The sequence below is a fragment of the Pseudomonas mediterranea CFBP 5447 genome (genome assembly GCF_000774145.1).
In the GTDB taxonomy this organism is placed as follows: domain Bacteria; phylum Pseudomonadota; class Gammaproteobacteria; order Pseudomonadales; family Pseudomonadaceae; genus Aquipseudomonas; species Aquipseudomonas mediterranea.
Map to the genome: position 1 here is coordinate 852,877 of NZ_KN322985.1, position 17,626 is coordinate 870,502.

At 61.4% G+C, this 17,626-nt stretch carries 17 protein-coding genes; 7 read left to right on the top strand and 10 right to left on the bottom strand.

All coding sequences use genetic code 11. The annotated features are described in order from the left end of the window. Positions 1–72: 72 nt before the first annotated feature. From N005_RS16345 to ffh, 7 genes are all read right to left on the bottom strand, one after another. A complete protein-coding gene (locus N005_RS16345) occupies positions 73–804 on the bottom strand; it encodes a DsbC family protein (protein ID WP_047702125.1) in 732 nt (243 codons plus the stop codon). Positions 805–1,093: 289 nt separating this feature from the next. Beyond that, complete coding sequence (gene xerD, locus N005_RS16350) at positions 1,094–1,990, bottom strand: site-specific tyrosine recombinase XerD (RefSeq protein ID WP_047702126.1); 897 nt, start codon at positions 1,988–1,990, stop codon at positions 1,094–1,096. Between the two features lie 131 nt (positions 1,991–2,121). Then, the gene (gene rplS / locus N005_RS16355) at positions 2,122–2,472 is read right to left on the bottom strand and encodes a 50S ribosomal protein L19 (protein ID WP_003175895.1); all 351 of its coding nucleotides are present in this window, start codon (positions 2,470–2,472) and stop codon (positions 2,122–2,124) included. A 44-nt stretch (positions 2,473–2,516) separates the two neighbouring features. Then, entirely contained in the window at positions 2,517–3,290 is a 774-nt protein-coding gene (trmD, locus tag N005_RS16360) for a tRNA (guanosine(37)-N1)-methyltransferase TrmD (protein WP_173668653.1), read from the bottom strand. After that, on the bottom strand, positions 3,272–3,808 hold the full coding sequence (gene rimM, locus N005_RS16365; protein ID WP_047702127.1) for a ribosome maturation factor RimM: 537 nt from the start codon (positions 3,806–3,808) through the stop codon (positions 3,272–3,274). Before rimM ends, trmD begins: the two co-directional genes overlap by 19 nt. Positions 3,809–3,813: 5 nt before the next feature. Next, on the bottom strand, positions 3,814–4,065 hold the full coding sequence (gene rpsP / locus N005_RS16370) for a 30S ribosomal protein S16 (RefSeq protein ID WP_007927680.1): 252 nt from the start codon (positions 4,063–4,065) through the stop codon (positions 3,814–3,816). A gap of 228 nt (positions 4,066–4,293) precedes the next feature. After that, on the bottom strand, positions 4,294–5,670 hold the full coding sequence (gene ffh, locus N005_RS16375) for a signal recognition particle protein (protein WP_024778942.1): 1,377 nt from the start codon (positions 5,668–5,670) through the stop codon (positions 4,294–4,296). Positions 5,671–5,866: 196 nt separating this feature from the next. Here ffh and N005_RS16380 point away from each other — a divergent pair, with 196 nt between their 5' ends. From N005_RS16380 to N005_RS16400, 5 genes are all read left to right on the top strand, one after another. Continuing rightward, a complete protein-coding gene (locus tag N005_RS16380) occupies positions 5,867–6,679 on the top strand; it encodes a cytochrome C assembly family protein (RefSeq protein ID WP_047702128.1) in 813 nt (270 codons plus the stop codon). Positions 6,680–6,691: 12 nt separating this feature from the next. Then, positions 6,692–7,933, top strand: a complete 1,242-nt coding sequence (locus N005_RS16385) for a CNNM domain-containing protein (RefSeq protein WP_047702129.1) — start codon at positions 6,692–6,694, stop codon at positions 7,931–7,933. 209 nt (positions 7,934–8,142) lie between these two features. After that, positions 8,143–9,456 (top strand): MFS transporter, encoded by a 1,314-nt coding sequence (locus tag N005_RS16390; RefSeq protein ID WP_047702130.1) that lies wholly within the window; start codon positions 8,143–8,145, stop codon positions 9,454–9,456. A 201-nt stretch (positions 9,457–9,657) separates the two neighbouring features. Further along, the gene (lon, locus tag N005_RS16395; protein ID WP_047702131.1) at positions 9,658–12,072 is read left to right on the top strand and encodes an endopeptidase La; all 2,415 of its coding nucleotides are present in this window, start codon (positions 9,658–9,660) and stop codon (positions 12,070–12,072) included. A 190-nt stretch (positions 12,073–12,262) separates the two neighbouring features. After that, positions 12,263–12,655: a protease inhibitor I42 family protein gene (locus N005_RS16400; RefSeq protein ID WP_047702132.1), complete on the top strand. Its 393-nt coding sequence runs from the start codon at positions 12,263–12,265 to the stop codon at positions 12,653–12,655. Between the two features lie 40 nt (positions 12,656–12,695). Here N005_RS16400 and N005_RS16405 read toward each other — a convergent pair whose 3' ends face one another. Then, a complete protein-coding gene (locus N005_RS16405; RefSeq protein WP_081993280.1) occupies positions 12,696–13,655 on the bottom strand; it encodes an omptin family outer membrane protease in 960 nt (319 codons plus the stop codon). Between the two features lie 301 nt (positions 13,656–13,956). On the opposite strand from N005_RS16405, the gene cmoA reads away from it, so the two are divergent. Together cmoA and cmoB are read left to right on the top strand one after the other, a co-directional pair. Continuing rightward, positions 13,957–14,700 (top strand): carboxy-S-adenosyl-L-methionine synthase CmoA, encoded by a 744-nt coding sequence (cmoA, locus tag N005_RS16410; RefSeq protein ID WP_047702133.1) that lies wholly within the window; start codon positions 13,957–13,959, stop codon positions 14,698–14,700. After that, positions 14,697–15,653: a tRNA 5-methoxyuridine(34)/uridine 5-oxyacetic acid(34) synthase CmoB gene (gene cmoB / locus N005_RS16415; RefSeq protein ID WP_047702134.1), complete on the top strand. Its 957-nt coding sequence runs from the start codon at positions 14,697–14,699 to the stop codon at positions 15,651–15,653. Before cmoA ends, cmoB begins: the two co-directional genes overlap by 4 nt. Before the next feature lie 79 nt (positions 15,654–15,732). On the opposite strand, the gene tadA is transcribed toward cmoB, so the two are convergent. Beyond that, entirely contained in the window at positions 15,733–16,221 is a 489-nt protein-coding gene (tadA, locus tag N005_RS16420; protein ID WP_047702135.1) for a tRNA adenosine(34) deaminase TadA, read from the bottom strand. Then, complete coding sequence (locus N005_RS16425; protein ID WP_047702136.1) at positions 16,221–17,597, bottom strand: multicopper oxidase family protein; 1,377 nt, start codon at positions 17,595–17,597, stop codon at positions 16,221–16,223. Before N005_RS16425 ends, tadA begins: the two co-directional genes overlap by 1 nt. Positions 17,598–17,626: the final 29 nt, after the last annotated feature.

Genomic DNA, 17,626 nt, shown 5'->3' on the forward strand with positions numbered 1-17,626 from the left:
CGCGGCTCTGCGTTTAACGGCCCGGCGAAGGTTTTCGCCGAGCCATGCTCTTCATCAGCACATGGCCCATGATTATTTCGCGCCGAGGGCCAGTTTGGCGACTTGCGGCGCCGGCTGGTAGCCCGGAATTACCTGACCATCCGCCAAAACAATTGCCGGCGTACCGTTCACGCCTATTGACTGGCCCAGGGCAAACTGCTTGGAAACCGGGTTCTCGCACTTGGCGGCCTTGATTTCCTTGCCATCGACCATCTTGTCCATGGCCGCTTTCTTGTCCTTGGAGCACCAGACGGCCTGCAACTGCTCATCGCCCGGCGAGCCCAGGCCCTGGCGCGGGAACGCGACGTAGCGCACTTCGATGCCGCGCTTGTTCAGCTCCGGCACCTCGGCATGCAACTTGTGGCAGTACGGGCACGTGGTGTCGGTGAACACCGTGATGTGGGACTTGGTTTCGCCCACCGCCGGATAGACCACGGTTTCAGCCACCGGAATGCCGTTGATCAGCTTGGAAACGCCCTGGCGCTCGGTCAGCTCGGTGAGGTTGACCGGCTTGCCGTCCTTGAGCTCGAACAGGTTGCCCTGGACGATGTACTGACCGTCGGCGCTGGCGTACAGCACGCGACTGCCCTTGAGCTTGACTTCATACAGGCCGGACATCGGGCTGGCGGAGATGGCTTCGATCGGTACTTCGAGCTGAAGGTTTTCCAGGCTCTTGCGAATAGCCTTGTCCGCCGCGTCGTCGGCAATGGCAAAGGTGCTGGCCAACGCAATGGCAGCGGCGGTGAACATCTGGATCAAACGCATGGGAACTCCTGAGGCGAACAAATGGGACGGAGAACGCCAACCCGCAGATCCGGTTCCGACCGCCCACTGTGCAAACCGGCCAAGCCTACCACATAAGGCCGGCGGGGCCGAATGCCGTTGATACAAGGCATTATCGGCCTGTGGCATCAAACCCTGTGGGAGCGAGCCTGCTCGCGATAGCGGCAGCACATCAACATGGATGCAAGCTGACCCACCGCTTTCGCGAGCAGGCTCGCTCCCACAGGGCATTTTGGGGGCCAACAGAATCAGAGGGCTGGTGCTGCCTCACTCAACCGCGCGGATGATGCCTGGCATGCAGATCCTGCAACCGCGCCCGGGCGACATGGGTATAGATCTGGGTGGTGGACAGGTCGCTGTGGCCCAGCAGCATCTGCACCACCCGCAGATCGGCGCCGTGGTTGAGCAGGTGCGTGGCAAAGGCATGGCGCAAGGTGTGGGGCGAGAGGGATTTGCCGATCCCGGCGACCTTGGCCTGGTGCTTGATGCGATGCCAGAACGTCTGGCGAGTCATCTGGTCGCCGTTACGGCTCGGAAACAGTACGTCGCTGGGGCGCCCACCCAGCAGTTCATGGCGGCCGTCCCGCAGGTAGCGCTCGACCCAGACGATCGCCTCCTCGCCCATCGGCACCAGGCGCTCCTTGCTGCCCTTGCCCATCACCCGCAAGACACCCTGGCGCAGGTTCACCTGTTCCAGCGTCAGGCTGATCAACTCGGTGACGCGCAGACCGCAGGCATACAGGACCTCCAGCATGGCCCGGTCGCGCTGGCCGATGGCTTCGCTGAGGTCCGGCGCCGCCAGCAGCGCTTCCACATCGGCTTCGGACAGGGATTTGGGCAGCGGACGGCCCAACTGGGGCATCTCCACCCGCAAGGTCGGATCCACCGCGATCAGTTTTTCCCGCAGCAAATAACGATAGAACCCACGCACGCCGGAGAGAAATCGTGCAGTTGAACGCGGCTTGTAGTTCTGCTCCAGGCGCCATGCCAGGTGATCGAGGATCAGCTCCCGTCCGGCATTGGCCAGTTCCAGGTTCTTCTCCTGCAACCAACCGTTGAACAGCGCCAGGTCGCTGCGGTAAGCATCACGGGTATTGTCGGAAAGCCCTTTCTCCAGCCATAAGGCGTCGAGAAACTGGTCTATCAGCGGATGATCGATGGCTGGCATAAACACTCTTGGCGGATGCGCAGGCACGCTGCATCCGTACGATAAAGAAAGTACGCAGGGTGCTCAAAGAGAAAATCGCAGGCAACAAAAAAGCAGCCCTCAGGCTGCTTTTTTTGCATCGGAAGCTGGACTCAGGCCAGTTTTTCCTTGATGCGAGCTGCTTTACCGGACAGGTCACGCAGGTAATACAGCTTGGCTTTACGCACGTCACCGCGACGTTTCACAGCCATGCTGTCGATTTGCGGGCTGTAGGTCTGGAAAGTACGCTCTACGCCAACACCGTTGGAGATTTTACGAACGGTGAAAGCACTGTTCACGCCACGGTTACGCTTGGCGATAACGACGCCTTCGAACGCTTGCAGACGGGAACGATCACCTTCCTTCACTTTCACCTGAACGACAATGGTGTCGCCCGGGGCAAAGGTAGGGATTTCTTTGGTCATCTGCTCTGCTTCGAGTGCAAGGATGATTTTGTTAGTCATGCTGTGCTCCTAAGGCAAGTCTCGGACTTACCATCGATACGTTGTTAACTATCGTCCCGCTCGCGGATGTATTCCTCGAGCAGCTTCTTCTCTTCTCCAGAAAGCGAGCGGCTTTCCAGAAGATCGGCGCGTCGTTCCCAGGTCCGACCAAGGGACTGCTGTAAACGCCAACGCCGGATGTGCGCGTGGTTGCCACTCAGCAACACGTCGGGAACACGCTGATCCGCATACACCTCCGGTCGGGTGTAGTGCGGGCAATCCAGCAGACCATCCGTAAAGGAATCTTCCTCAGCGGAATCCGCATGCCCTAAAGCTCCAGGCAGCAGTCGTGTAACCGCATCGATCAGGACCATCGCCGGCAGCTCGCCGCCAGACAGTACATAGTCGCCAACCGACCACTCTTCATCGACATGAGCTTCAATGAAACGCTCGTCAATGCCTTCATAACGACCGGCAATCAGGATCAATGCATCCGAATTCGCCAGTTCGCGTACCGCCGACTGAGTCAGCTGGCGGCCTTGGGGCGACAGGTAGATCACCTTCGCACCCTCCCCGGCTGCCGCCCTGGCCTGAACCAGTGCATCTTCCAGGGGCTTGATCTTCATCACCATGCCCGGACCACCGCCAAACGGGCGATCGTCCACAGTGTGATGCCGATCCGTGGTGTAGTCCCGCGGATTCCAACAGGTCAGCTGCAACAGCTCCTGTTTCACCGCGCGGCTGGTTATGCCGTACTCGCTGATGGCGGAAAACATCTCGGGAAACAATGTGATGACTTCAACGCGCAAATTGGCCACGTTCAGAAATCCGCATCCCATTCCACCTTCATCTCGCCTGCCTCCAGGTCAACGGCCAACACACACTGCTCCGTATAGGGCAACAAGCGTTCGCGATCATCCAGGCTGCCGACGCAAGGCTTTACCACCATGACATCGTTCGAACCGGTCTCGAGCAGGTGATCGATTTTCCCGAGCAATTGCCCGAGGTGGTCGATGACCTTCAGACCCACCAGCTGGTACCAGTAGTACTCGCCGTCGGTCAGTTCAGGGAACAGGTTGCGCGGCACGCAGATCTCATAACCGGCCAGAAGACGCGCTTCTTCACGATCATCGAGACCCTTGAGCTTTGCGACCAGGAACTTGTCGTTCCCGCGTCCGCTGACCAGCTCAACCTGCTTCACGCTGCCTTCGCGCTTGAGCGTCCAGGCTTTGTAGTCCAACAGGTTCTTGATCGGATCAGTAAAGGAATACACCTTCACTTCGCCGCGAACGCCATGTACAGAATAGATCTTGCCGACAACGATCAGATCATCAGCATCTTTTGGCGTCGCGTTCATATTGCTCAGGCCGCAGCCTTAGCCGATTCCTTCAACAACTGAGCAACACGCTCAGAAGGTTGTGCACCAACGCTCAGCCAGTAGGCAACGCGCTCTTGGTTCACGGACAGACGAACTTCCTGACCACGGGCGATAGGGTTGAAGAAACCAACCTGCTCTTTGTGGGAACCGTCACGCGGGTTGCGGCTGTCGGTTACGGTCAGGTGGTAAAACGGGCGCTTTTTGGAGCCGCCAAGGGCAAGACGGATTGTTAGCATGTGAACATCGTTCCTGTAGTCGGTGCTGCAAATCTAAATGCACAGCGGGCATGGGTGCCCGAAAGGCCGCATATTCTAAGGAATATCCAGACTTTTGCAAATGACTTTTTCCGGCGAGGGCCGGGCTGCCATTCAGATCTGCGACGATCAGCGCCCGCGAATGACGGGTTGGCTGGAGATCCCACGTCCCCGTGGGTTGCACCGGCATGACTGCCGGTGCCTGGATTCCTACATCTTGGGCATGCCGCCGCCGGGCAGCATGCCGCCCATGCCGCGCATCATCTTGGCCATCCCGCCCTTGGTGGAGAACTTCTTCATCATCTTCTGCATCTGCTTGTGCTGCTTGATCAAGCGACCGATGTCCTGCACCTGGGTGCCGGAACCCATGGCGATACGACGCTTGCGCGAACCGCTGATCAGGTCAGGGTCGCGGCGCTCGGCCGGGGTCATGGAGTTGATGATGGCTTCCATCTGCTTGAACTGCTTTTCAGCCGCGCCCTGGGCGTTGCCCATTTGCGCCAGGTTCACGCCGCCGATGTTCGGCAGCTTGTCCATGAGCCCGCCGAGGCCGCCCATGTTCTTCATTTGTTGCAGCTGGTCGCGGAAGTCTTCGAGGTCGAAGCCCTTGCCCTTCTTTAATTTCTTCGCAAGCTTGTCGGCTTTTTCCTTGTCGAGGGTCTGCTCGGCCTGCTCGATCAGGCTGAGCACGTCGCCCATGCCCAGGATGCGCGATGCGATGCGCTCAGGGTGGAACGGTTCGAGCGCTTCGCTCTTCTCGCCCATACCGATGAACTTGATCGGTTTGCCGGTGATGGCCCGTACCGACAGCGCGGCACCGCCACGGGCGTCGCCGTCGACCTTGGTCAGGATCACGCCGGTCAGCGGCAGTGCGTCACCGAAGGCCTTGGCGGTGTTGGCGGCGTCCTGGCCGGTCATGGCATCGACCACGAACAGGGTTTCCACCGGATTGACCGCGGCATGCAGCGCCTTGATCTCGCCCATCATCTCTTCATCGATGTGCAGGCGACCGGCGGTGTCGACGATGACCACGTCGATGAACTTCAGCTTCGCTTCCTTGATGGCCGCCTGGGCGATGTCCACCGGCTTCTGGCTCAGGTCGGACGGGAAGAACGTCACGCCGATGTCGTTGGCCAGGGTTTCCAGCTGCTTGATCGCCGCCGGACGGTAGACGTCCGCGGACACCACCATCACCGACTTCTTCTTGCGCTCCTTGAGCAGGCGCGCCAGCTTGCCGGCGGTGGTGGTCTTGCCCGCGCCCTGCAGACCGGCCATCAGCACCACCGCGGGCGGCACAGCGCTCAGGTTCAGGTCTTCGTTGGCGGCGCCCATCAGGCTTTCGAGTTCGGCCTGGACGATCTTCACGAACGCCTGGCCCGGCGTCAGGCTGCGCGACACTTCGGTGCCGACGGCGCGTTCCTTGACCGAATTGACGAAGTCCTTGACCACCGGCAGGGCGACGTCGGCTTCGAGCAGCGCCATGCGCACTTCGCGCAGGGTGTCTTTGATGTTGTCCTCGGTCAGCTTCGCCTTGCCGGTGACATGGCGCAGCGTCTGCGAGAGACGGTCGGTTAGGTTTTCAAACATGCGCGATCCTTTCAGGCCCGTACGAGGCCGGGATAATGGCGGCCCAGACCGTGAAAAATGTGCTCGGCGAGCCTGCGGCGTGGGCAGGTCGCGGATTATAGCGAAGAAGCGTGCCGCGTACACCTCGCGGCGGTCTTTCGTGCAGGATGGGTTCTATGCCAAACTCAGCGCCTTTCGGGCTTGCCTAACAGGATTTATGCTCCCCTTGTCACCCAGCTTGCTTGCCTCCCTCGCCGCCGCCTGCCTTTATGCCGCTGCGACCCTCTATCAAGGCACCCGCCTGGCCACCGGTGCCAAGGCGAACAAGCGCCTGCTGGTCACGCTCGGCGTGCTGGCGGTGCTTGGCCACGCGGCCAGCCTTTATACCCACCTGATGACGCCGATCGGCCTGGGCCTGGACTTTTTCAACGCCGCCAGCCTGATCGCCGTCGCGGTGATCGCCCTGACGCTGCTGGCCTGCTCGCGCATCCCGGTGGAAAACCTGCTGGTGCTGCTCTTCCCATTGGGGCTGGCCACGGTGCTGTTGGCGCAGTTCGCGCCGTCGGGCACGGTGCAGGTCATCGATGAAGAGCCGGGCATCCTCGCCCACATCCTGCTGTCGATCCTCGCCTACGGCCTGTTCACCATCGCGGTGTTCCAGGCCTTGCTGCTGCTGGTCCAGGACCACCAGCTCAAGAACAAGCACCCGTCCGGACTGATCCGCAACTTCCCGCCGCTGCAGACCATGGAGAGCCTGCTGTTCGGCTTCCTCTGGGCCGGCTGGGCGCTGTTGTCGATGTCGCTGATCTCCGGCTGGCTGTTCGTCGAGAACCTGTTCGCCCAGCACCTGGTGCACAAGACCCTGCTGGCCTGCCTGGCCTGGGTGGTGTTCAGCGTCCTGTTGTGGGGCCGCAACCGTCTCGGCTGGCGCGGCCATAAAGCCATTCGCTGGACCCTGGCCGGTTTCTGCCTGCTGATGCTGGCTTACTTCGGCAGCAAACTGGTCCGTGAATACATCCTGCATATCTGACGGACGGCGCTGATGGATAGGTTGCCCGCGGGGCCGCTGTTCGCTGTACTGGTCGTGCTGATCCTCTGGGCGGCCCTGTTTACCGCCATCGAAGCCGCCCGGCACCACCTGCTGGCCCAGCGCAAGGCTTCGCGTGCCGGCGACAAGCCGTTGGCGAAGCTGGACTTCCCCCTGACCAGTCTGATTCTGTGCAACACCCTGTGTCGCGCCCTGGCACTGGTGATTGGCACCTTGCTGGCGATCTTCACCTGGCTGGAAAACGGCCCCTGGATCGCCTGGATCGCCATCAGCGCGGCGCTCCTGGTGTTCGCCGACTACCTGCCACGCACCCTGGCCACCCGCTACCCGGACGCGATACTGGCGCTGGGCAACACCCTGCTGGGTGTGCCATTGAAGCTGCTCTATCCCCTGGCCTGGCTGCTGAATGGCCTGAGCGAGCTGTTGCTGCGACCCTTTACCCGCAAGCCCGGTGCCGTCCAGCAAAGCGATGACGAAATGCCCGCACCGGCGCGCGTCGAGCATGAACATGAGCAGGGCACCGGACGGCCGCATCCAATCTCCGGCATCCACGCCCTCGACAACATCACCGTCAACGACATCCTGGTCCCCCGCAGCGAAGTCGACGGCATCAACCTCGACGACCCCATCGGCGAGATCATCGAGCAGTTGCTCCTGAATCGCCGGACCCGCCTGCCGGTGTTCCACAGCGACATCAACCAGGTCGAAGCGGTGCTCAATACCCGCCAGATCCGCCATCTACTGGCGGACGCAAGCCTGACCCAGGAGGCGCTGCTGGCCGCCTGCCACGAACCTTACTTCGTGCCCGAAAGCACGCCGCTGCAACTGCAACTGCTGAATTTCCACAAGCAGCAGCGGCGCCTGGGCATGGTGGTGGACGAATACGGCGAAGTGCTGGGTATCGTCACCCTGGAAGACATCCTCGAAGAAATCGTCGGCGAGTTCGAAAGCGAGCACAGCCTCGACAACCCCCACGTGCATCCGCAGCCGGACGGGCGCCTGATGATCGATGGCGCGGCGTCGATTCGCGAACTGAACAAGACCCTGGGCTGGCACCTGCCTTGCGACGGCCCCAAGACCCTCAACGGGTTGGTGACCGAAGCGCTGGAAACCATTCCCGAAAGCCCGGTCTGCCTGAAAATCGGCCGTTATCGCCTGGAAATCATTGAGACCGTGGACAACCGCGTCAGCCAGGTGCTGGCATGGCATAACAGTTCGGTGCCGACGGCCTCCTAGCGTACGCAACACCCTGTGGGAGCAAGGCTTGCCCGCGAAGGCCTCGCCGCGGTGCAACAGTTAGCACCGCGTTATCGTTCATCGCGGGCAAGCCTTGCTCCCACAGTTTGATCCCATAGTGCCCTTGCACCAGCACAGAGCAGCAAAATAGTCGCGTTCAACCATAATAATTCGCTCCAACGGAGCACATGACTGTCAGGGATAACTGCATGACTACCACCACCTGCAACGACGCCGTGCCTGCCCAGCCGACGAACTCCACCACCCGCGTGGCGACTGCGAGCTTCATCGGCACCGCCATCGAGTTCTACGACTTCTACGTCTACGCCACGGCCGCGGCCCTGGTGATCGGCCCGGTGTTCTTTCCACAGACGTCAGGCACGGCACAGATGCTGTCGTCCTTCCTGACGTTCGGCATTGCCTTCCTCGCCCGCCCGCTGGGCTCGGCGCTGTTCGGCCATTTCGGCGACCGGATCGGGCGCAAGTCCACGCTGGTGGCGTCGCTGCTGCTGATGGGCGTGTGCACCACTCTTATTGGCGTGCTGCCCGGGTATGCCAGCATTGGCGCCTGGGCACCGTTCCTGCTGTGTCTGCTGCGATTCGGCCAGGGGCTGGGCCTGGGCGGTGAATGGGGCGGCGCCGCGCTGCTTGCCACTGAAAACGCCCCCAAGGGCAAACGCGCCTGGTTCGGCATGTTCCCCCAGCTGGGCCCTTCGATTGGTTTCCTGGCCGCCAACGGGCTGTTCCTGACCCTGGCGATGAGCCTGGATGACGAGCAGTTCCGTTCCTGGGGCTGGCGGATTCCGTTCCTGCTCAGCGCCGTGCTGGTGATCGTCGGCCTCTATGTGCGGCTCAAGCTCCATGAAACCCCGGTCTTCGCCGACGCCGTGGCCCGTCAGGAACGGGTGAAAGTGCCGCTGGTCGAGCTGTTCAGCCAGTATTGGGCGCCGACATTGCTGGGCGCGGCGGCGATGGTGGTCTGTTATGCGCTGTTCTATATCTCCACGGTGTTCTCCTTGAGTTACGGCGTCGCCACCCTCGGCTACAGCCGCGAGACCTTCCTTGCCCTGCTGTGTTTTGCCGTGTTGTTCATGGCCGCCGCCACACCGTTGTCGGCCTGGGCCAGCGACCGCTTCGGGCGCAAGCCGGTACTGGTCACCGGTGGTTTGCTGGCGATTGCCTCGGGCTTCCTCATGGACCCCTTGCTGACCCAGGGTTCAACCGCGGGTGTGGCGCTGTTCCTGTGCATCGAACTGTTCCTGATGGGGGTGACCTTTGCCCCCATGGGCGCTTTGCTGCCGGAGCTGTTTCCGACCCACGTGCGTTACACCGGCGCGTCGGCGGCCTATAACCTGGGTGGCATCGTCGGCGCCTCGGCCGCCCCGTTCTTCGCCCAGAAGCTGGTGGCGATGGGCGGCTTGAGCTATGTCGGCGGCTATGTGTCAGGGGCCGCTGTGCTCAGCGTGATTGCGGTGCTGTGCCTGAAAGAAACCCGGCATAACGACCTGAACCGGGTCGCCTGAAACCCGAAAGTCTTTATCCACTGTGGCGAGGGAGCTTGCTCCCACGCCACAGAAGCTCCATCGCCACGGCAACGCCCCCGCCGCAGTACCTGTCACAACGCTGAACAGCACTCCATGAAATAGCCGCTAACAATCGCCCACCATTGAAACCACCCCCCACCTGCCCCATCTAAGCTCCATACTCCATTGCGCAGGTGCCCCATGAGCGACCAGCACTCTACTGAAGCCACGAACGAATACACTGACTCCGAACACATCGAACACACCGTTTCCGGCACCGGCCTGGCGCTACCCGGCCAGAACCTGCCGGACAAGGTCTACATCATCCCCATCCACAATCGCCCCTTCTTCCCGGCCCAGGTGCTGCCGGTCATCGTCAATGAAGAACCCTGGGCCGAAACCCTGGAACTGGTGGCCAAGTCCGAACATCATTCCCTGGCGCTGTTTTTCATGGACACGCCCCAGGAAGACCCGCGCCATTTCGATACGTCGGCGCTGCCGCTGTACGGCACGCTGGTCAAGGTGCACCACGCCAGTCGCGAGGCGGGCAAATTGCAATTCGTTGCCCAAGGCCTGACCCGTGTGCGCATCCGTACCTGGCTCAAGCACCATCGGCCACCGTACCTGGTGGAAGTCGAATACCCGCACCAGCCCAGCGAACCGACCGATGAGGTCAAGGCCTATGGCATGGCGCTGATCAACGCGATCAAGGAACTGCTGCCGCTCAATCCGCTGTACAGCGAAGAGTTGAAGAACTACCTCAACCGCTTCAGCCCCAACGACCCGTCGCCGCTGACGGACTTCGCCGCCGCACTCACCTCCGCCACCGGCAATGAACTGCAGGAAGTGCTCGACTGCGTGCCCATGCTCAAGCGCATGGAGAAAGTGCTGCCGATGCTGCGCAAGGAAGTCGAAGTGGCGCGGTTGCAGAAAGAGATTTCCGCCGAGGTCAACAGCAAGATCGGCGAACATCAGCGCCAGTTCTTCCTCAAGGAACAGCTCAAGGTCATCCAGCAGGAATTGGGACTGACCAAGGACGATCGCAGCGCCGACCTCGAACAGTTCGAGCAGCGGCTGGAGGGCAAGGTGCTGCCGGCCCAGGCCCAGAGGCGTATCGAAGAGGAAATGACCAAGCTCTCGATCCTGGAAACCGGTTCGCCGGAATACGCCGTCACCCGCAACTACCTCGATTGGGCGACCTCGGTGCCGTGGGGCGTATACGGCCAGGACAAGCTCGACCTCAAGCACGCGCGCAAGGTGCTCGACCAGCACCACGCCGGCCTGGACGACATCAAGGACCGTATCCTCGAATTCCTCGCCGTCGGTGCCTATAAAGGCGAGATCAGCGGCTCCATTGTGCTGCTCGTGGGCCCGCCGGGCGTGGGCAAGACCAGCGTGGGCAAGTCCATTGCCGAATCGCTCGGCCGGCCGTTCTACCGTTTCAGCGTCGGTGGCATGCGCGACGAAGCCGAGATCAAGGGGCATCGGCGTACCTACATCGGTGCCCAGCCGGGCAAACTGGTGCAGGCGCTCAAGGACGTCGAAGTGATGAATCCGGTGATCATGCTCGACGAGATCGACAAGATGGGCCAGAGCTACCAGGGCGACCCGGCCTCGGCCTTGCTGGAAACCCTCGACCCGGAGCAGAACGTCGAGTTTCTCGATCACTACCTGGACATGCGCCTGGACCTGTCCAAAGTGCTCTTCGTGTGCACCGCCAACACCCTGGACTCGATCCCCGGCCCGCTGCTGGACCGGATGGAAGTGATTCGCCTGTCGGGCTACATCACCGAAGAAAAGGTCGCCATCGCCAAGCGCCACCTGTGGCCCAAGCAACTGGCCAAGGCCGGGGTGTCCAAGGGCAGCCTGAGCATCAGCGACGGAGCCCTGAAGGTGTTGATCGACGGCTACGCCCGCGAAGCCGGGGTACGACAGCTGGAGAAGCAACTGGGCAAACTGGTGCGCAAGGCGGTGATGAAGCTGATCGACGAGCCCAAGGCGGTGATCAAGCTCGGGCCGAAGGATCTTGAAGCGTCCCTGGGCAAACCGGTGTTCCGCAACGAGCAGGTGCTGTCCGGCATCGGCGTGATTACCGGCCTGGCCTGGACCAGCATGGGCGGTGCCACCCTGCCGATCGAAGCGACGCGCATCCATACCCACAATCGCGGCTTCAAACTCACCGGGCAACTGGGCGATGTGATGAAGGAATCCGCGGAAATTGCCCACAGCTATGTCAGTTCGCACCTGAAGCAGTTCGGTGGCGATCCGAAGTTCTTCGACGAGGCCTTCGTTCACCTGCACGTGCCCGAAGGCGCCACGCCCAAGGACGGCCCGAGCGCCGGGGTGACCATGGCCAGCGCCCTGTTGTCCCTGGCCCGCAACCAGCCACCGAAGAAGGGTGTCGCCATGACTGGCGAACTGACCCTCACCGGGCATGTGCTGCCGATTGGCGGGGTGCGTGAAAAGGTCATCGCGGCGCGCCGGCAGAAAATCCTCGAACTGATCCTGCCAGAAGCCAACCGGGGCAACTTCGAAGAGCTGCCGGACTATCTGAAGGAAGGCGTCACGGTGCACTTCGCCAAGCGCTTTGCGGATGTGGCGAAGGTGTTGTTCTGAAATTCATGTAGCGACTGGACTGGCCCCATCGCGAGCAGGCTCGCTCCCACAGTGGTTTTATGTTGGTCACCGAATCCGTGTTCAACAAATAACCCTGTGGGAGCGAGCCTGCTCGCGATGGGGCCTCAGCTGACACACCCCGTAGCATCTTCGGGTATGCTCACCATTCGTCGTGAATGCCGGAGCCCCCATGTCCCTCACCCGCCTGCTCGTCCCCGTCAGCCTTGCCCTGTTGAGCGCTTGCGCCACGCAACCGAAAAACAACGTGACCGTGGAGAAACTCAGCGAGTGTCCGGTACGGCTCAACAACGGGCAGAACATGATCCTCAGCTTGCCCAGCAACCCGAGCACCGGGTATCGCTGGGCGATCCAGGACTCAGCGGGCGGCGTGTTGAAAGCACTGGGCCCCGAGGTCTACCGTAATCCGGAAGACGCCGGCATCGTCGGCGCCGCTGGCGTGTCGACCTGGCGCTTCCAGGCATTCGCCGCCGGTACCGGCCGGTTGCGCCTGACTTATCAACAGCCCTGGGCGCCCGAAGTGCCCCCCGTGGAAACCTTCGACTGCGCCATTGCGGTGAATTGATAAGGGGCGGCTGGCTGTACCTTGCGGCGGCGCACCCTGTTCAAAAAGCGTGTTTCAGCCCGATGGTCGTCATGACGCTGGAGCTTTCGATACCCGCGGAGTCGACGTAGCTATCGCGGTAGTTATCGGAACGATTCTTGACGGTGAGACTGCCTTTTTTATTCCGGGTGCGGCTCCACGCGCTCTCCACAAAAATATTCGTGTTGGGGGTCATGTCATAGCCCAACTTTCCTCCCAACGAATAATATTGTTGATGCCTGGTTTTGCCGACAAAGGTCTTATCGGCCAAATAGTGTTGATCAGTATCAGTGGCCGAAGCCCAGCGGCTGTACTTGAACACCCCCTCCATATCGAAACGCTTGTATCGATAACTGCCGATCAATCCCACATAAGGGGTTTTAAAGTGCTGCTTGTAACCAATGATCGTTACGTCTGCTGGAAACTCACCTGTGTACGCACCGCTGTTGTAACTGAAGGATCCCCCCTTTGAGGTAAAGCTGAAGCGGCGCTCCTGGTACCCTGCCATCAGCCCCAGGCGATAAGCAGGCTCGTTCAACAACCAGCCCTTGAGATTGAGGTCGAATTCGTTGGCATACCGGAGGGTCGTGTCGGGGTGGACACTGCGATCTGTCCAGTGGCCCTGGGAGGCGTCGACCCAATCATCGTCATTCATGTGACCGTCGGTGCTGGTGAGGGTCGTCCAACCCGACGCTCCCAGTGAAAGCCAAGGTCGCACGTTCCAGTCGAGAGAGCCTTTGATGACCGCAGCATTGTTGTACTTCCAGTCGAGCTGGCTGATCTTCCTCCCGCCCTCCTCGGGCGCGTAGACCCGTTCATGGGTCTGACCACTCAGAATGCCCGCATTGATACCCAGAGTGACTTTCTCTTCCGTGTACAAGTGCCCGTCGCTTTCAGCAGCAACTGGAAATGCAACCGTCGTGATTGTTGCAAATATTAAAATGTGCACTCGCCCAGTTGCTTTCTGCTTTTGTACAGACATCTATAACTTCCCTGATAAATTAGTTGAGCTCAGCCGCCCCTTGCAGTTGCATGCACACCAGCAGGCGCTTTGAAGTTGCGCTTTTTATATCAACGAAACTTTATTCAGCAAGAAACGAATCGAAAACACCGCTAAACAAAATGTGCCTGGAAGTTGCGTTGCTGTTCGCCTCGATCGGAGTGCCACAGACCTCGTGAAACCGACAGGCATGAGGGCGAGGTCCGGGTATCGATCAAAGATCACGCTTTGGCGCATTAATTGGCTAAAATGCCCGCCTTTTCACCCTGCCGCTGGAACCGCCGTGAGCAACGACCCTGATCGTCTATTCGCCCAACCCCTGGCCCAAGTGCCTGACTTCGCCTTCAACGAGGACGTGGTGCGGGTATTCCCGGACATGATCAAGCGCTCGGTGCCGGGTTATCCGACCATTGTCGAAAACCTCGGTGTGCTTGCCGCGCAATTTGCCCAGCCGGGCAGCGTGCTTTATGACCTGGGGGCTTCCCTGGGCGCGGTGACCCAAGCATTGCGCCGCCACGTGCGCACCGACGGTTGCCGGGTGATCGCTGTGGATAACTCCGCGGCGATGGTCGAGCGCTGCCGCGAATACCTCAACGGCCAGGACTCGATGTTCCAGGAGCTGCTGCCGGTGGAGGTGATCGAGGGCGACATCCTGGCCCTGGAGTTCCAGCCAGCCTCGGTGGTGGCGCTGAACTTCACCCTGCAGTTCATCGCACCGGATCAGCGCACGGCCTTGTTGAGCCGCATTCGCCAGTCGCTACTGCCCGGCGGCGCCCTGATCCTGTCGGAAAAGCTGCGCTTCAACGATGCGCAGGAGCACGCGCTGCTCACCGACCTGCACGTCGCATTCAAGCGCGCCAACGGCTACAGCGAGCTGGAGATTGCCCAGAAACGCAGTGCCATCGAAAACGTCATGAAGCCCGACAGCCTCGAGGAACACCGCGAACGCCTGTTGGCGGCCGGGTTCTCGAAAGTCGTGCCATGGTTCCAATGTCTAAATTTCGCCTCGTTGATTGCCCTGCCATGATTGATCTGTCCCCCCTCGCCCGCCGCCTGGCCGGCACGCCCCTGGCCGATTGGGCCGCGACGCTGCAAACGCAACTCGACACCAAAATGGAAAAGGGCCACGGCGACCTGGAGCGCTGGCAGAGCGCCCTCGACGCCTTGCCGGTGCTGCAGCCGAGCGAAATCGACCTGTTGAACGGGCTGACCCTCGACACCGATTGCAGCGACGAAACCCGCGCACAGATGCGCACTGCGCTGATGGGCCTGTCGCCGTGGCGCAAGGGGCCGTTCGACCTGTTTGGCGTGCACGTGGACACCGAATGGCGCTCGGACTGGAAGTGGTCGCGGGTGGCACCGCACCTGGATCTCAAGGGCAAGCGCATCCTCGATGTGGGCTGTGGCAACGGTTACTACATGTGGCGGATGCTCGGTGCCGGGGCTGACACGGTGATCGGCGTCGACCCCAACTGGCTGTTCTTCTGCCAGTTCCAGGCGGTGCAGCGCTACCTGTCCCAGTCCAATGCCTGGCACCTGCCGTTCCCGTTCGAAGACCTGCCGCCGGACCTGGAAGGCTTCGACACGGTGTTTTCCATGGGCGTGTTCTACCACCGCCGCTCCCCTATCGAGCACTTGCTGGCCCTCAAGGACTGCCTGGTCAAGGGCGGTGAGCTGGTACTGGAAACCCTGGTGATCGAGGGCGACGAGCATCAGGTGCTGGTGCCCGAGGATCGCTACGCGCAGATGCGCAACGTCTGGTTCCTGCCATCGGTGCCAGCCCTGGAACGCTGGCTGCGCCGCGCCGGTTTCAGCGATGTGCGCTGCGTGGACGTGAGCCTGACCACCGTGGAAGAACAACGCAGCACCGAGTGGATGAAGTATCAGTCGCTGAGCGATTTTCTCGACCCCGACGACCACAGCAAGACCATCGAAGGTTTGCCGGCGCCGATGCGGGCGGTGATTGTGGCGCGCAAGTAAATAGACCAAACGACACCATACCCTGTGGGAGCGAGCCTGCGAGCAGGCTCGCAGGCTCGCTCCCACAAGGGGTCCGGGTTCACTTGGCCCGGCGCGCCTTGAAGAACTCGCTCAGCATCGTGCTGCATTCTTCCGCCAACACCCCGCCCTCGAACATCACCCGATGGTTCAAGAACGCCTGGCTGAAAAACTGCCCCTGGCTCTGCACGATGCCAGCCTTGGGCTCCAGTGCCCCGTAGACGACCCGGGCGATGCGGGAGTGGACGATCAGGCCAGCGCACATGCTGCACGGTTCGAGCGTCACATAGAGAGTACTGCCGGGCAGGCGATAGTTGCTCACGGCCTGGGCGGCGGCGCGGATGGCGACCATTTCCGCGTGGGCGCTGGGGTCGTGGCCGCTGATCGGGCAGTTGAAGCCGCGCCCGATGATCTCGCCGTCCTGCACCAGCACCGCGCCCACCGGCACCTCGCCCAGGGCCGCCCCTTGCGCGGCCAGTGCCAGGGCTTCGCGCATGAAGTCCTGATCGCGACTGCGGTCGATGATCCGGGCGGGACGAATCTGGCGCATCACGCCACCTCGATGGCGGCCATCAGGCCGGTTTCCATGTGGTCGATCACATGGCAGTGGAACATCCACACGCCCGGATTATCCGCCACCAACGCTACCTGGGCCCGCTCGTTCTTGCCCAGCAGGTAGGTGTCGGTGAAATACGGAATGACCTTATGGCGGTTGGACGCGATCACCTTGAAGCTCATCCCATGCAGGTGGACCGGATGCTGGTATTGGGTCATGTTCTTCAATTCGAAAATGTAGCTCTTGCCCTTTTTCAGCGTGGCAATCGGCCGGTCGGCGCAGGTCTTGTCGGTGATGTCCCAGGCCTTGCCGTTGATCTGCCACAGGCTCGGCGGCTTGCCGTTGTCCGTGTCAACCGACACCGAACCGACCCACTCGAAATTGAAGTTGAGTTTCTCGGCATTGGCCAGGTCCGGCTCGGACACCGGATTGGCCGGCAACGCGGGTGGCCATTGGGTCGGCGCATCGTTATTGGGCACGGACCGCAGGGTGCCCAGGCGCACCGGCCCGTTGCGCAACGACAACTCTTCCCCGGCCGGCGGTGCCTTGATGGCCAGGCAGATGCGCATGCCCGGGCCCAACCAGTATTCCTTGCCCAGCGGGCGCGGTTCGATGGGATTGCCATCCAGGGCATAGATCCGCGCTTCGACGCCGGGAATGTTGATCCGGTAAGTCAGCGTGTTGTCGAGGTTGAGCAGGCGCACCCGGGTGATCTGCCCGGCCGGCAGGTCGATCACCGCCTCCGGCACGCCGTTGATGGTCGCCAGTCGCCCGGCCGTCCCGCCACGGGCCGCCTCGCGAGGGATGCTGAACTCCACAAACTCGCCCTGCTCATCCACGTGCCAGCTCTTCAGGCTCAGGGTCTTTTCATATTTGAAACCGGTGGGCTCGCGTTCTTCAATGATCAGCGGTCCTACCAATCCACGCCCCAGTTCTTCACTGCTGTTGACGTGGGGGTGGTACCAATAGCTGCCGGCGTCCGGCACGCGGAACTTGTAATCGAAGTATTCACCCGGCAGCACCGGCAGTTGCGAGACATACGGCACACCGTCCATCTCCAGCGGCAGGCGGATCCCGTGCCAGTGGATGGTGGTGGCGACCGGCAGGTGATTGATGAAACGCACCCGCAACCACTCACCCTGGCGCACCCGCAACTCGGTCCCCGGCGCTGATGGCCCAAAGGCCCAGGCCTGGGTCTTGTACCCGGCCACCAGCTCGACGTCCAAAGGCGCCGCAATCAATTCATAGTCATGGCCAGCCTCGGCATCCGCCCGCTTGCCCAACCAATACCGCGATGCGCCTCCCGCGCCAACGCCCACGACAACAAGACCGGCCAGGCCACCGAGTATTTGGCGACGGGTAAACGACATGAAGGCAACCACCTATTGAATCCGCAGCG